At 58.7% G+C, this 12,982-nt stretch carries 13 protein-coding genes and 2 pseudogenes; 6 read left to right on the top strand and 9 right to left on the bottom strand.

The annotated features are described in order from the left end of the window. Positions 1-1,102: 1,102 nt before the first annotated feature. Positions 1,103-1,465, top strand: coding sequence for a hypothetical protein (locus P0D84_RS04895; protein ID WP_408332981.1), 363 nt, complete (start codon positions 1,103-1,105; stop codon positions 1,463-1,465). Positions 1,466-1,518: 53 nt separating this feature from the next. Here the strand turns inward: P0D84_RS04895 and P0D84_RS04890 are convergent, their stop codons facing one another. From P0D84_RS04890 to P0D84_RS04880, 3 genes are all read right to left on the bottom strand, one after another. After that, positions 1,519-1,791 (bottom strand): helix-turn-helix domain-containing protein, encoded by a 273-nt coding sequence (locus P0D84_RS04890; RefSeq protein WP_408332978.1) that lies wholly within the window; start codon positions 1,789-1,791, stop codon positions 1,519-1,521. Between the two features lie 184 nt (positions 1,792-1,975). After that, positions 1,976-2,155 carry a cold-shock protein gene (locus P0D84_RS04885; RefSeq protein ID WP_408332974.1) on the bottom strand — a complete coding sequence of 60 codons (180 nt, stop codon included), beginning with the start codon at positions 2,153-2,155 and terminating at the stop codon, positions 1,976-1,978. 284 nt (positions 2,156-2,439) lie between these two features. Next, positions 2,440-2,820, bottom strand: coding sequence for a response regulator (locus P0D84_RS04880; protein ID WP_408332971.1), 381 nt, complete (start codon positions 2,818-2,820; stop codon positions 2,440-2,442). A 503-nt stretch (positions 2,821-3,323) separates the two neighbouring features. Between P0D84_RS04880 and P0D84_RS04875 the strand changes: the two genes are divergently transcribed. Continuing rightward, the gene (locus P0D84_RS04875; RefSeq protein WP_408332968.1) at positions 3,324-3,980 is read left to right on the top strand and encodes a response regulator transcription factor; all 657 of its coding nucleotides are present in this window, start codon (positions 3,324-3,326) and stop codon (positions 3,978-3,980) included. 13 nt (positions 3,981-3,993) lie between these two features. Here the strand turns inward: P0D84_RS04875 and P0D84_RS04870 are convergent, their stop codons facing one another. Next, complete coding sequence (locus P0D84_RS04870; RefSeq protein ID WP_408332965.1) at positions 3,994-4,395, bottom strand: response regulator transcription factor; 402 nt, start codon at positions 4,393-4,395, stop codon at positions 3,994-3,996. Between the two features lie 621 nt (positions 4,396-5,016). Here P0D84_RS04870 and P0D84_RS04865 point away from each other — a divergent pair. Continuing rightward, on the top strand, positions 5,017-5,295 hold the full coding sequence (locus P0D84_RS04865; protein ID WP_408332962.1) for a hypothetical protein: 279 nt from the start codon (positions 5,017-5,019) through the stop codon (positions 5,293-5,295). On the opposite strand, the pseudogene P0D84_RS04860 reads toward P0D84_RS04865, so the two are convergent. The 3 genes and pseudogenes from P0D84_RS04860 to P0D84_RS04850 form a co-directional block, all read right to left on the bottom strand. Next, positions 5,286-5,432 (bottom strand): annotated as a pseudogene (locus P0D84_RS04860) (cupin domain-containing protein); the annotation flags it as partial. The gene P0D84_RS04865 and the pseudogene P0D84_RS04860 sit on opposite strands and share 10 nt — an antisense overlap. A gap of 121 nt (positions 5,433-5,553) precedes the next feature. Further along, positions 5,554-5,863, bottom strand: a pseudogene (locus P0D84_RS04855) (acylphosphatase). A gap of 203 nt (positions 5,864-6,066) precedes the next feature. After that, entirely contained in the window at positions 6,067-7,827 is a 1,761-nt protein-coding gene (locus P0D84_RS04850; RefSeq protein WP_408332959.1) for a hybrid sensor histidine kinase/response regulator, read from the bottom strand. A 162-nt stretch (positions 7,828-7,989) separates the two neighbouring features. Here P0D84_RS04850 and P0D84_RS04845 point away from each other — a divergent pair, with 162 nt between their 5' ends. Further along, positions 7,990-8,400 carry a response regulator gene (locus tag P0D84_RS04845; RefSeq protein ID WP_408332956.1) on the top strand — a complete coding sequence of 137 codons (411 nt, stop codon included), beginning with the start codon at positions 7,990-7,992 and terminating at the stop codon, positions 8,398-8,400. 223 nt (positions 8,401-8,623) lie between these two features. Here P0D84_RS04845 and P0D84_RS04840 read toward each other — a convergent pair whose 3' ends face one another. Then, positions 8,624-9,658: a flavodoxin family protein gene (locus tag P0D84_RS04840; protein ID WP_408339676.1), complete on the bottom strand. Its 1,035-nt coding sequence runs from the start codon at positions 9,656-9,658 to the stop codon at positions 8,624-8,626. A 253-nt stretch (positions 9,659-9,911) separates the two neighbouring features. Here P0D84_RS04840 and P0D84_RS04835 point away from each other — a divergent pair, with 253 nt between their 5' ends. Beyond that, complete coding sequence (locus tag P0D84_RS04835; protein ID WP_408332953.1) at positions 9,912-11,048, top strand: glutathione-independent formaldehyde dehydrogenase; 1,137 nt, start codon at positions 9,912-9,914, stop codon at positions 11,046-11,048. Between the two features lie 222 nt (positions 11,049-11,270). Then, a complete protein-coding gene (locus P0D84_RS04830; RefSeq protein ID WP_408332950.1) occupies positions 11,271-12,446 on the top strand; it encodes a phosphatidylserine decarboxylase family protein in 1,176 nt (391 codons plus the stop codon). Between the two features lie 195 nt (positions 12,447-12,641). On the opposite strand, the gene P0D84_RS04825 is transcribed toward P0D84_RS04830, so the two are convergent. Beyond that, complete coding sequence (locus P0D84_RS04825; RefSeq protein WP_408332947.1) at positions 12,642-12,920, bottom strand: hypothetical protein; 279 nt, start codon at positions 12,918-12,920, stop codon at positions 12,642-12,644. Positions 12,921-12,982: the final 62 nt, after the last annotated feature.

Here is a 12,982-nt window from a genome sequence, read left to right as displayed (position 1 = left end):
TGAGCGAAGCTAAACCCGGCCATCAGGGCCTCTGCTTCAGCGGCAAAAGGCCGTTCGCCTGCGTTAGGCAGGAGAGCCAGAGGCAGTTCCGCCCAGACGGCGGATGACGCACGCCAACCTTTACCAGGAAACCTCCCGACGCGACAACCGAGTCCGCGACGATAACGGCCGGCAGCAGCGCGACTTCAACAGCGCCACCAAGCCCCGATACTGATATGTGCGTTGCATTACCTGCCTACAGCTAAGTTATGGTCAGGCAGGTGCGGCGGCCAGATGGTCGCTGGACAGACCGAATCCGCGTGAACGGCGGTTTCGGCAGCGTTGTGCCGTCAATGTGAGCTTTGGCATACGCAGCGGCATACTGGAGCGCGGCATTCTCCGAGACGAAATAGGCGAGGATTCCGAATGCGCTGCACTTTCCGGTCGGGCGCGTGACAAATACGCTTGCCGCATAGCCTAGCTTCGAGATTGATGCGAAAGGCACAATTACGTGCTGTTTGTAACTGAATGGCTGGGAGTCCATAGGTGCTAAAGCCTCCGGTAGACGTTGCACTCTGTAACGTCGCGGCATTTCCATACGTTCGGCAACGCACGCTCGCGGACAATTCCCACCGTCCGCGGAATGCATCCACTTTGCCCGGAGCGAGCCGCGCCGTCCGTCGAAAGCGCCTATTGCTGGTAGTAGATTCATCGTGTGAAAAGTTGGTGGCTCAATTGGTGAAACGCCGCTGTTGCAATAACCAGACGCCCATTGGGCCAATTTAATTTGCAACGCCAGCCGGTGAGACCAGGAACGTATCGCCTGTAGAGCTCACCCTAATAGTTCCTTGGGCTCCGCACGCGATTCGCTTTGACATGTTCTACCCACGGTTCTTGCTACGGGAAAGGACCATCGTACTTTTGCCTGGAAACTAACTTGCGTTTCCGACGTGCGCGCCGGACGAGGCTTCTCTTCGCCACACCGTCCTGCGGCGTTCAAACAGCTTCAGCCGTTGCAGCCCACCCGTCATTAACGGGGTTGCTTGCTGCGCGGGGGGACAACGCGCTTCCGGCCAGACACGGACGTCGCTGACGTGCCGGTCGTCAGCTCGGGCAGGCGACCATGCTGCATGAAATCGCGAAGCAGCCTGACTGCCTCCGGCTTGCCCCGCTGCTCCAGTCTCCCGAGAAGTGCGTACGCAAATGCCTGCAGGTCCTCGCGTCCATGGCCTGCCTCGAACTGGAGAAGTGTTTCGCTGACCGCCGCGTGAATGCTTTGCTCGTACAGCATGCTCGCAATATGCGACGCCCCTCGCGCCAGTTCCATCTCGCAACCGTCCAGGCGCTGGACGTCATCAGAAGACCGTTTAGGTTTAGCTGCCGTCACATCGATACCCCGGTTTTGCGGCAACGCCTGTCGCGTCGACTTATCAACGCCGGCGAACGTGTCGTCGCGCGCCAGTCAGACCCTGGCATGCAGGAATGAAACGGACGAACGGCACACGGACCCGATGCACCGCCATCGTCATGAGAGGTGGACTAGGCGTCCCGGGTCTGCCCTGTGCAAAGCCAGTGAACGTCGAGGTTGAGCTCGGCGGCAAGACGCGTACAGGCGCTCAGCGGCGGCACGGTGATTCCATGTCGCCAGTAGTCCACGTGGTATTTGCTGACACCCAGCGCCGTCGCTGCGCGCGCCGAACTCAGGCCGGCCCGCTTGAACGCTTTGTCAAGGCGGGCCGCCAATGCCCGTCTGAGACGGTCGTTCTCCATGCTACGTTCGAGGTGACCGCTCGCGGTATCCTGGTTCATCATTTTTGATATCTCCATCTCCCAGTATATTTTTTAATCGCCGCCCGACGAATCGCAGCCTGGAGTCAGGCTACTTTCCGCTCATGACGGTCTTGCGACTTTGCATCGCGACAGCCCGTCAGGTTCGTGACCAATGCGACGAACGGCTGAGTGTTCCTGATGAGGGACACAAGGAAAGGACTCATCGTTAATGAAGCCTGCTACCCTTCCCGCCCTGCTTGACGTCAAAGCTGACCTTCTGGTTTTCCTGCAGCGATTTGAAGCCTTTTGCCTGAAAGTGCGCAAACAGGTCCTCGCCGCCGTCGGCCGGCGCGATAAATCCAAAGCCTTTCACATCGTTAAACCACTTCACGGAACCGGTTGGCATGTGACTGCTCTCGTCTCAAACTGATTGCTCGCAAAACGCGACGATTGTCCGTTGCACGTTCGACATTTATAACGGATGCTATCGCCGGGAGCCCCAGGGTTTTTCGACAGTTCGCGCCGTACCCGGTCAGGCATCCTCTGCGATTCTCCGGGCAGCACGGCCTCAAAATACAAAAAGACGTCGTATGGAATCCTATCCATATCGATATCCTGAAAAGTAGCTGGCTACCATACGGCGGCGAGGAATTCGCCGTCCTGTTGGTGGCCTGCGGATATGACGGGGGGCTAGGCTGCCAGAAGACAGCTCGCATTGCTGTTGCTCCGCGCGCCGTCGATGACCCGCATGAGCGTTTCGAGAGAGAATGGCTTTTGCAGACATACATCGAAGAGTCGGGCAAACTCTCCATTGCTATCGCTGTCACCCGTCATGGAGGCAACAAAGGGCTGGGGGAAGACCGGCCTGTCCAGCAGCGACAGCGCGACGGCACTGCCGTTGATGCCGGGGAGGTTTTCCTCCAGGAAAACGAGTTCGAAAGCGCCGGCATGGAGCAGTTCCAGCGCCGTTTCCCCGTCGTGCGCCATAACGGCGCGGTGACCAATGCAGTCCAGCAGGAAGACCAGACTGTCCGCGACGACCTCATTATCGTCGACGACGAGCACATTCATTCAATATCCTTATTACGCGAAGTTCGCGGCGCTGCCAAGAATGCTTCTTATGTAATACGATATTATTAAATGGCGTTGCCTATAGGTTAGTTTTACAGATTAATACGTAAGTATAACCCCGGACCCGTTCAGCAGGCATTTAAATACCCGCCGTACGACGCGAAGGACAAGGTCGACAATGCAACCAAGGCCGAATGAAGCCAGCGGAGTCCCCTACCGGCCGGGAGAAGAGGGCAGACGTCGAAATTTGACTACAACGCCTTTTCTGCCGACGGACTTGTCCATGCCCGCGCGATAGAGGCGGTCCGTGTTCCTCGATTGGTCAGCGGGTCGCTCTGGCTCGTAGGTAATTTCGATGGGTTGCCGGTGGTTCTGCTGGAAGGTACCGTGGTGTTTGCCGCGCTGTCCGGCGATGGTGAGTACCCACTCCACTGTCATGCGATGTGATGCGACCGCGTTCCGGCTTCGTGAGGTACCCGGATGACTGCTGGTCTGACAACCAAATGAGGACTGAAACCGCAGGAGACGACGGTCCGGTCGTCTATGTCGTCGATGACGACAAGGGAATCCGGCAGGCCCTCGACATGCTGATGCGCTCAGTAGGCTTGCGCGTCGAAACGTTCGAGTCCCCGGACGAATTCCTGCGGTTTCCTCAACCTGCCGCGCCGAGCTGTCTCATCCTCGACGTGCGACTCCGCGGAATAAGTGGCATGGCGTTTCATCAGGAAATCGTCAATAGAGGCATGCGTATTCCCGTCGTGTTCATGACCGGTCATGGCGACGTCGAGATGGGGGTGAAGGCGATGAAGGCCGGTGCGCTGGACTTCCTTGCCAAGCCGTTCAAGGACCAGGACATGCTCGACGCAGTGGCTCAGGCTCTGGCGCGGGACAGTGAGCGGCTCGCGGCAGAAACTGCGTTAGCCGGTCTGCGTGCTTTGTATGAATCCCTGTCACCGCGAGAGAAAGAAGTGATGGCCTTTGTGCTGTCCGGTCGGCAGAACAAGCAGATTGCCTCGGAGATGAACCTGAGCGAAATCACGGTGAAGGTTCACCGTGGACAGGTGATGCGCAAGATGAAGGCGCGCTCGATGCCGGACCTCGTCCGCAAGGCCGAATCCCTTGGTATCGAGCCCCGTTTGCCCCACGGCGGTCATCATTGAGCGCCGTCGCGCGTTAGCACTTCTGCAAAGCGTCGACGACTCGCTGCGGATTTCCGAGCGCGACCGAGAGCCAGTGAGTCAAAGTAGCGGCGTCGTAAGGCTTCTGCAGCAACACGAGTGCGCCGTTACTCGCCGCTTTTGCCTGCAATGCCGGCGTCGGATATGCGCTGATAAAGATGGTGGCCGGGGCATGTCCCTGGGCGCGAAGGCGCTCATGCATCTCGATACCCGACATCCCGGGCATGCGGATGTCGGAAATCAGGCAGGAGGTATGGGCGGCCTGCCCGGACGAAAGAAATTCTTCTGCCGACTCATACATGCGCGCATGCCAGCCAAGCGACCGGATGGGGCTGCTTAACGCAACTCGGACGGCCTTATCGTCGTCGACAATCGAAACAACAGGCGAGATTTGCAAAATGGGGCCCTCGATTACTCTCTCTCTTTCGGGATGACCTGCGGTCGGTGCCGCGCCTCTTTTGGTTGCAGATTACTCTGCAACGGCGTTCAGTGCCATCGCACGAATGTATGCAGTTACCCGGGTTACGCGCTCAAGTTCGCTTTGCGCGTACCGTGACTGCTCCTCTGTTTGCTTCGCCTGCGTCACGTCCGTCACGGCCCCGATGAACTGCTTATTATTCGGGTGCTAGTTGGTTGCATGTGCAACCACATGGAGGTGCTTGACGCATCCATCGGGAAAAAGGAGACGATGCTCGATGTCAAAGTCGGCAGTGGAACTGCTCGCGCGTGCAAGCGTCTCCTCGAACACGAGGCATATCGTCTGGATGCACTCGCTACTCGAAGATAGAAAGAATCCGCTCGGACCATGCGCTCGCTAACGGTGCTGTTGGCTGCAACGAAGCAGAATGTCATTTTAGGAGGCGGCCGGCGCTGGTCGCGTCAGCACTTACGAGAAGTTACGCTGGAAACCGCATGTTTTCCCCTATTGTCGCTTGGATTGGCCACAATTCATTTTTCAAACCAGCGCTCGCCCGATGGATTTGGATTCCATAACACAACTTGCAGGGATGACACGGTCATGGAAGCAAAAGACTATGACGGCAGCTCTTCGACGCATCGTGCTCATAGGCACCCCGTGACGCCGAGCGCGCAGGAGCTCGCGACGCTCTTGCGCCTGCGCAATGCGTCGGCCGAGACGAACGCAGTAACGCCGGACGTCATCGCCCTCCAAGCAGCGGGGCTAGTCCATCTCATCGCCTCAGAAGACGGCGACGCCACGCTTGCGCTGACCGTAGACGGGAAGGTGCTGCTGCGGTTGCTTGGCGCCGAGCCAAGGAAACCACGACGTCAAACTTGAACCACGGCGAGAAGCGCCGGCACGTCGCCAATGACACGACTCTGATGTCCCTTGCCCGTCGTATCCTCAAGCAGTATCGCGCCTCCTGCCGCGACGCGACGTCGCTCACCGTCACTGGCCTCGAACTCACTTCCGCCATCCTTGGCTATTTCGATACAGAAGAGGAAGCGCAACGTGCCGGTATTGACTGGTCGCGTGCGTGGGTCGATAGCTACGGATAGCCAAAAGATGCACCTTTTTCGCCGCAGGGATTTGCCGTTACAGGGTGGGCAGCCGCTCGAACTTGTCAAAGCGGGGAAACGGTGGCTGCACCTCGGTAAACTCAAGCTCCTCGACAAGCGCTGCGGACATACCCTCGCTGAGCCACGCGCACATTTCTGCCAGCTGCTCCGGCGAGCCCTGCAGCATCGCCTCTACCGAACCATCCATCCGGTTGCGGACCCAGCCTGTGACGCCTAGCGCTGTCGCCCTGCGTACACAGGCCTCCCCGATAGCCGATGCCCTGCACCTGGCCACGCACCTGCACCAGTCGGGTCTCGATTGGCTCGTCCTTATCGTGAGATTCCATGCGCGCACTCCCGTTGCAAGCCGACGCACCTGCGAATGCGGTTAATGAAGCGGCCCGGCCGCAGTCGCATGCTCGCGTATCTTCTCCCAAGGCGAATGAACGCGTTCTCGCATGCAGCCATGTAGCCCTCGAGCGGAGTGTCCATGCCAGCGCAACTGTCGTGTGAAACTGTCTCCTGTCGTTTGTCATCGGCTGACTCAACTCTACGAAGCTCGTAGAACATCTGCGAGGTCATCGAGCGACAGCGGCTTGGTCAGATGACCGTCAAATATCCGTTCGTCAGTCTGGAGTCTGCTGGCGGCATCGGTGTAGCCCGTCAATGCCACCAGCTTCGTCAGGCAGCACTGCGCCCGCAGACGAAGCAGTTGCGCAAGCTCAAGGCCGTCCATGCCAGGCATTGTGATGTCAATCAGGGCAACATCCGGAGTAAATGACTCCACTATCGAGAGCGCGTCGGGCCCGCTCTGTGCGCGCTTCACTTCGTGCCCCTCCAGTTCCAGCAAGGTGCCTACTGCTTCCGTCGCGTCTGCGCTGTCGTCTACAAGGAGGATGCGCATTGGTGCCATCGTGCGCCTCGCAATGAGAGTGACCTCACCCGTGCTTTCGCAGACGATGGGGAGTCGCAGGGTGACTTCCGTCCCCTGGCCTTCGCCAGCGCTCGCAATTGTGACTGTGCCGTTGTGTGCCGTCACCAGATGCTTCACGACAGCCAGTCCAATTCCGAGTCCACCTTCTGCATGCCGGCGCGCTGAAGCCGACTGGGCAAACATGTCGAAGACGTGTGGCAGCAACGAAGATGAAATGCCAGCGCCGTTGTCCCTCACCGTGATGACCGCAGTGCGGGGCGATGAATCGTGTATCGACCCGGTGCTGAGGTCCGGCGCCTCTACCAATAGAGTGATGTCGCCGCCGGGAGGTGTGTATTTCACGGCGTTCGACAGCAGATTCGACACCACCTGCGTGAGACGGGCCGGGTCCGCGTGAACGGTCACCGGATACGGCGGAACAATGGTATGCAGTCGATGCTGACCGTTGTTGGCGTCAGCTTTCATCGCCGTCACCGCGTCCCCCACGATGTCCTGAAGTAACCCGTACGAGGGACGGACGGAAAGTTTGCCGTGCCGTATCCGGGACGCGTCGAGCAGGTCGCTCACGAGTCGTTTCAATAACCGAATCTGCCTGTCGGCGATACCCAAAGCCGACAAAACGGCGGAATTGTCTGAAGCGAGCTTCCGCGCTGCAGTCAGGGCGCTGTCAATCGGGGCAATGGGATTGCGCAACTCATGGCTCAGGGTCGCAATGAAATCGTCCTTGCGTGCTTCAGCCAGAGCCAGTGCATTCCTCGCTGCCTCCGCTTCAGCCGCGCGGGCTTCAGCATCAGCCTTTGCCCGCGTTATGGTGAGCGCAGCGCAGGTGAAGTTCGCAAGGCTGGTCAGGATTCTGAGGTCCTCGGAGTCAAACAGGTGCTCCCTGTCGTGAGACATCACCCAAACAGTGCCCCATGGCTCCGGTTCGCCAGGAATCGGTACGACCAGTTCTTCGATAATCTCGGGGACAACGTGCTGCAGACATGCGAAGTGGTTTTGGGGAAACGAGAATAGTTGCCCCGTAGCCAAATCGAGCGTGATGCCGCTCGGGCTGTCTTCCACCGGAGGCGTAGTACCTACAGCGGCGACGCATTCGCCCGAGACGGCGGCCCAGCGGAAGACCGGTGGGCCGTCGGTGCCGCGTTCCAGCAACGCAATGCCTGCACTACCCGCCTCACACAAATTAAGTGCCATGTCCGAGAGCGTCTGGAGCATCGCGCCATCCGAGGAGGTCAGCGCCCGCGCCAGACGATGCATCGATTCGCTTTCAGCAGCGAAATCGGGCGGTCGATGGGGGCGCGTGCCCAGCGCTGGTGTGGCAAGGGTGCCCGCGCAGCGTGCGCGGTCCGCTGCGGAGGGCGCAGCCGCTCCGACCATATGGCCTCCAGGTTGTAACTTGCACCATCGATGAGCGGAAAAAATTGCCGCGCTGGATAAATTGTAGTCGCTGCGCCACAAAGACCAATGGCGGCAGCGCGGCCGTCAGCAGCGGCGACTAGACTAGGAACGCTTATTGTCTAACCAATAGGTTAACCTGTTATGCGAAAGCGGTCCATAAAATTGGGGACGATACTTCTTGTGGACGACGACCCAAACGTTCTGCGCCCCCTTCGATGGCTGCTTGAGCGAGAAGGATTCCGCGTGCTCACGGCGCTCGACGGGCAGGCGGCGCTCGCTGCCGCTGCTATCGAGAGACCAGGTCTCATCGTGACCGACTGGATGATGCCGCGCATTGATGGCGTTGAATTGTGTCGACGATTGAAGACCGACGTTGCGATGGCCGGCATTCCAGTGGTGATGTTGTCGGCCGCGTTGCCGCCTCATCCGAGTGAACAGCTATGGGACGCGCTTTGGTTGAAGCCAGCCCCCATAGGTCAGCTGATAAAGCTGATTCATAACCTTCTGGACGAACCACACCAGGAAGTGCATGAATACACGTGCGAGCACTGAACATTCTATACCTTGCTCCCGCGGCCCTAAACCGGACGAAGCCGTGAACGTGACTGCGCCTCTTCTGTCGCTATCTGATACGCGACGCCACCAGCTCCGCAAGCCAGTGTCGGACTGCTTCTGTTGCAGGTTAGCGCCTCCGTGAGGGCGGTTCAATGGAGTGGCTCGGCCTGGCCAAGCACAGCTATCTCGCTCGCCGAATCGGGTCCAACTGAACCGTGCCTTATTTTGACCGTGGCGCTTCCAGGTTCGCGTCGGGTTCTTCGAGCTTGCCCGCCCTGATGGCGGTGACGGCGTTCGCAACGGCAAGCGCGACATTCACCACTTCCTTCTGCATATCGTCGTCTGCATCCAGGGTGGCATGACTCGTTGCATAGGGTTCGTAATAGCCGATAAACCGGTCGAGACGGGATTTGCCTCCCGCTTCAACGAAGCCCATCCAGTCCAGCCAGTCAGTCAGCGCACGGCGAGAACCTTCTATGCCCGCGACGTCGCCGTGTACGACCAGTCCGTAGGCGCGGCCTGCGAGATGCTTCGGATAGTCCCAGCCAGCAAGCTCCAGCTTTTTCGCCTCTTCCGCCTTTTTCCCGTGCGTGCTCGTCGGGTCGGGATTTCCACCATCAGCACAGACAAGCCTGTCCATCAGGAGCTTGAGCGGGCTGCTCACCTGATACCAATACACCGGTGTGACGAAAATGACGGCGTGGGCCGACACAAAGCGCTCGTATATCTCGTTCATCCAGTCGTTCACCATGCCGAGCGAGTGATTGGGATAGCAACTACACGGCCAGTGACAAAGAGGCATAGCCGTTGAGACACAACCCTTGCAGGGGTGGATATGTAAATCGCGGTCCGACGTGAGGCGCGACAGGTCCAGCAAGTCCACTTCAATGCTCTTCGACTCGAGCGTAGCCTGGACAAGCTTCGATATACGAAAGCTTTTCGACATCTCGCCCGGACACGAATAGTCGTTGCGAGATGATGCATTGACGATGAGAACGCGACTCGCCGATGACGGGTCGGCCTGTCTGCGCTGCGCAGTTTTGATTCGCTCGCTGGCATCACGCCATTCGACAGATAAATCGTAGTCTGGGTCAGCGAATCCCGGTCCGGCCTTGGCCGTGATGGGGGACTTCCGTCCTTCCGCATACGCATCCCATGCGATTTCTTCGAGCCGTCCAAGCGACGCGTCTTCGCCACGAAACGCAGGGTCATAAAATCTGGCCATGAATCGCTGCCTGAAGGCCTCGCGTGACATCTTCTCTGTTACCTGACCTTTTCGAACCTCAATCTTATGCTCCGTGGTGCGTTTTTTTGGGTCCTCCCCACTGTCTGCCGACATCGTATTCTCCCTGGCGCTTGAATATCCGGCGCGTGCTGATTTCGACCACTGAGCAATTGCTGGACCAGTCGACAGCCAACCATGCCGACCCCTTGAGGCACGGGAGATGCTGAACTGGTTGCCACGCTGTCCGAACGGCAGTGCCGCCAATTTCAATGGAGATGGGAAAATGAAAGCACTTGTTTACGAGGGGCCACGCAAAGTCGTCGTGAAGGAAATGCCCGACGCTAAAATTGAGAAGCCGACCGACGTCCTTGTGAAAATCACGACCACCAACATCTGCGGTTCAGACCTGCACATGTACGAAGGTCGCACAAACATGGAGACCGGGCGTATCCTGGGCCATGAGAATCTTGGTGTTGTCGCCGAGGTCGGAAAAGGCGTCGAGCGCATCAAGGTGGGTGACCGGGTATGCCTTCCCTTCAATATTGGCTGCGGGTTTTGCAAGAATTGCGAGAAAGGACTGACCGGATTTTGTCTGACCGCAAACCCGGGGGTTGCGGGTGCAGCGTACGGGTTCGCGGGCATGGGTCCATATAGCGGAGGGCAGGCGGAATACCTCCGTGTTCCGTTCGGCGACTTTAACTGCCTCGTCCTGCCGCCTGACGCCGAAGAAAAAGAGAACGACTATGTGATGCTGTCGGATATTTTTCCGACCGGCTATCACGCGACAGTTCTTGCCGGTGTCGAGCCAGGCGACAGTGTAGTCATCTACGGTGCCGGACCGGTCGGACTGATGGCCGCTCTTTCCGCGTCAATAAAAGGCGCAAGCAAGGTGATGGTTGTCGATACGCATGCGGACCGGCTGGCGCTCGCGGAAAAGCTCGGAGCCATTCCGATTGATGACAGCGATGGCTCGTCGGCTGACCAGGTGATGGAGCTAACCGGTGGCGAAGGCGCGGACCGAGGCTGCGAATGCGTTGGATACCAGTGCAGTTGCAAGGGCCACGAAGTGCCGAACGCGACAATGAACAACCTCATCAAGGCGGTGCGGCCGACTGGCGGTATCGGCGTCGTCGGCGTTTTCGTCGCAGAGGACCCGAAAGCTGAAGACCCACTCGCCAAAAAAGGCCAGTTGGCGCTCGACTTCGGCCAGCTTTGGATGAAAGGCCAACATATCGCGACGGGCCAGGCGAACGTGAAGGCGTATAACCGGAAGCTGCGCGACCTCATAGCCGCGGGGAAAGCGAAGCCATCTGAAATCATCTCCCACCAGTTACCGCTCGAAAAGGCGCCGGAGGGGTATGCCCATTTCGACGCCAGAGACGACGGATGGACTAAGGTCGTGCTGAAGACGGCGGCGTAGCCGAAATTGAGGGTTTTTGCCGGCGACGCATTTGCCGCTGGGGTACCGGAGGTACCCCAGCGGCCCTTAGCCTGTGTCCTGACGCAGAGCGGAACATCCTCGGGCTGGCTTCTTGCTATCTGCCAGCATCAAGACTGAAGGAGCAGCAAATGCCCGGTCGCACAAAGCGAACTTGAAGAACGCCGCCGTCTAGGCGGCTGGTTACCGCGCAAGGAAGCAGAGTTGATTGCATTCAGAAAGGACTTGGCCAAAAAAGCTCGCGAACGCGCGGGCTTGGCTCCGCGCACGTCGGCCGTGCAAGAGCTGGCGATGCTAATTGACGGCGACCCCGTGCTTCGTATGGACTTGACCCGGGCCATCACAGACGCCATGGAAGCTGGGTACGAACTCGGATATTCCTCCAGCGACGAGTTGATGGACATCGTCGATTATCTGATGACCTATGCACCGCGCTTTAGTGAAGCCAGTCTGATTCACTGCCCATTGAACGCGGTCCTTGACTGGCCTATGTGCATGCCCTCCGGATACGCGATTTTCCGCGACCCGGTCGTCAATGCGAAGCTTAAGCAGGTGCTCAACGTTTGGTCTGGGTTTCTGGACGGGCCGCATTCACGTACGTATCTAAACTCATCGGCTCCTGAAGGGTGGCTCTCTCCTGAGGCACAAGAGCAGCTCGGGTTATCGCAGTTTGTCTGCGACCCGGATAAACCACACTGGGGCTTCGAATCATGGAATAGCTTCTTCACTCGCCCTTTCCTTCCCGACGCGCGACCTGTCGCTGAATCTGGGAATTCCAAAATTATCGTCAGCGCGTGCGAAGCCTCTCCGTACAACATCCAGCACGACGTCAAACTTCGCGACCGCTTCTGGGTTAAGTCTCAACCCTATTCGCTGGAGGAGATGTTCACCGCACGCGAACGCCAAATGGCACAGAAGTTTGTGAATGGAAGCGTGTATCAAGCCTTCTTGAGTGCATTCAACTATCACCGCTGGCATGCGCCGGTAGGCGGCAGGATAGTAAAGGCGTACCACGTCGATGGAAGCTATTATTCTGAGGTTGAATCGGAGGGCATCGACCCGGGCGGGCTCAACGATTCACAGGGTTACACAACTGCGGTCGCAGCGCGGGCGATTATCGTCATTGACTGCGAGGACCCGGAGATTGGGCTCGTCGGCTGCGTGTTTGTCGGCATGGCCGACGTTTCGTCCTGTGTAATCGAAGCACTCGCCGGGCAAGAAGTTGGAAAGGGTGATGAGCTGGGATATTTCCAATACGGAGGCTCGACTTACTGCCTGGTGTTCCAGCCTAACGTGGTGCAAAGTTTCGTGGTGAGTCCACCATTCGACGATGAGGCGCCACCTATCAAGGTCAGTGCGCATGTCGCTACCGCGCGTTAGGGGTCGATGTCGACAAGCTCGCGACGATGATGCTACGGTTCGCGAGCTTCTTCCCGCAACAAAAATGTCCCGACTGCGCGCGCGCGAGGACTAAGTCCTCGTCGCCGCAGGCCAGACCTCTCAGCCTTTCACATTGGACAGAGGCCTCGAACTTACGCACCTTTGCGAGCAGTCGAAGACCACCATCCCCGACCGTCAATTGCCGCCCGACCCCGGTGCCGGGGCCGATGCCGCCATGCCGGCGTTCGACTTTTTGTGCATCTTCTTGTGCGACGTGGTGCCAGAGGGCGCCATGGTGTTCGCCCCTGACGCGCCTGACACTGTATCGGTCGAGCCACCTGCGCTCGGCTTGCTCATGCCCGTGCCACCTTGCCCACCGGCAGCGCCACCGCCACCCGCGCCCTGCGCGTATACAGCCCCTGAAATACCGATAAACAATGCCGAAATCAAAATTCCTTTTGTCGAGCTTCGCATGGTCGTCTCCTCAAGCGCAGCGCGGTCGTTAGCACCGGAAGGTGTGAGCCCGCGTACGGCTT

Origin of the sequence: Paraburkholderia sp. RL17-337-BIB-A (assembly GCF_046025895.1) — a bacterium.
GTDB classification, from domain to species: domain Bacteria; phylum Pseudomonadota; class Gammaproteobacteria; order Burkholderiales; family Burkholderiaceae; genus Paraburkholderia; species Paraburkholderia fungorum_C.
The sequence above is the reverse complement of the archived record's forward strand: the minus strand, read 5'-3'. Positions and strand labels throughout refer to the sequence as shown.

Bases quoted from the DNA above. Each gene is read 5' to 3' on its own strand.
- P0D84_RS04895 (WP_408332981.1), top strand. From the start codon at position 1,103: ATGCTGCATGAAATCGCGAAGCAGCCTGACTGCCTCCGGCTTGCCCCG.
- P0D84_RS04890 (WP_408332978.1), bottom strand. From the start codon at position 1,791: ATGATGAACCAGGATACCGCGAGCGGTCACCTCGAACGTAGCATGGAG.
- P0D84_RS04885 (WP_408332974.1), bottom strand. From the start codon at position 2,155: ATGCCAACCGGTTCCGTGAAGTGGTTTAACGATGTGAAAGGCTTTGGA.
- P0D84_RS04880 (WP_408332971.1), bottom strand. From the start codon at position 2,820: ATGAATGTGCTCGTCGTCGACGATAATGAGGTCGTCGCGGACAGTCTG.
- P0D84_RS04875 (WP_408332968.1), top strand. From the start codon at position 3,324: ATGAGGACTGAAACCGCAGGAGACGACGGTCCGGTCGTCTATGTCGTC.
- P0D84_RS04865 (WP_408332962.1), top strand. From the start codon at position 5,017: ATGGAAGCAAAAGACTATGACGGCAGCTCTTCGACGCATCGTGCTCAT.
- P0D84_RS04850 (WP_408332959.1), bottom strand. From the start codon at position 7,827: ATGGTCGGAGCGGCTGCGCCCTCCGCAGCGGACCGCGCACGCTGCGCG.
- P0D84_RS04845 (WP_408332956.1), top strand. From the start codon at position 7,990: ATGCGAAAGCGGTCCATAAAATTGGGGACGATACTTCTTGTGGACGAC.
- P0D84_RS04840 (WP_408339676.1), bottom strand. From the start codon at position 9,658: ATGTCACGCGAGGCCTTCAGGCAGCGATTCATGGCCAGATTTTATGAC.
- P0D84_RS04835 (WP_408332953.1), top strand. From the start codon at position 9,912: ATGAAAGCACTTGTTTACGAGGGGCCACGCAAAGTCGTCGTGAAGGAA.
- P0D84_RS04825 (WP_408332947.1), bottom strand. From the start codon at position 12,920: ATGCGAAGCTCGACAAAAGGAATTTTGATTTCGGCATTGTTTATCGGT.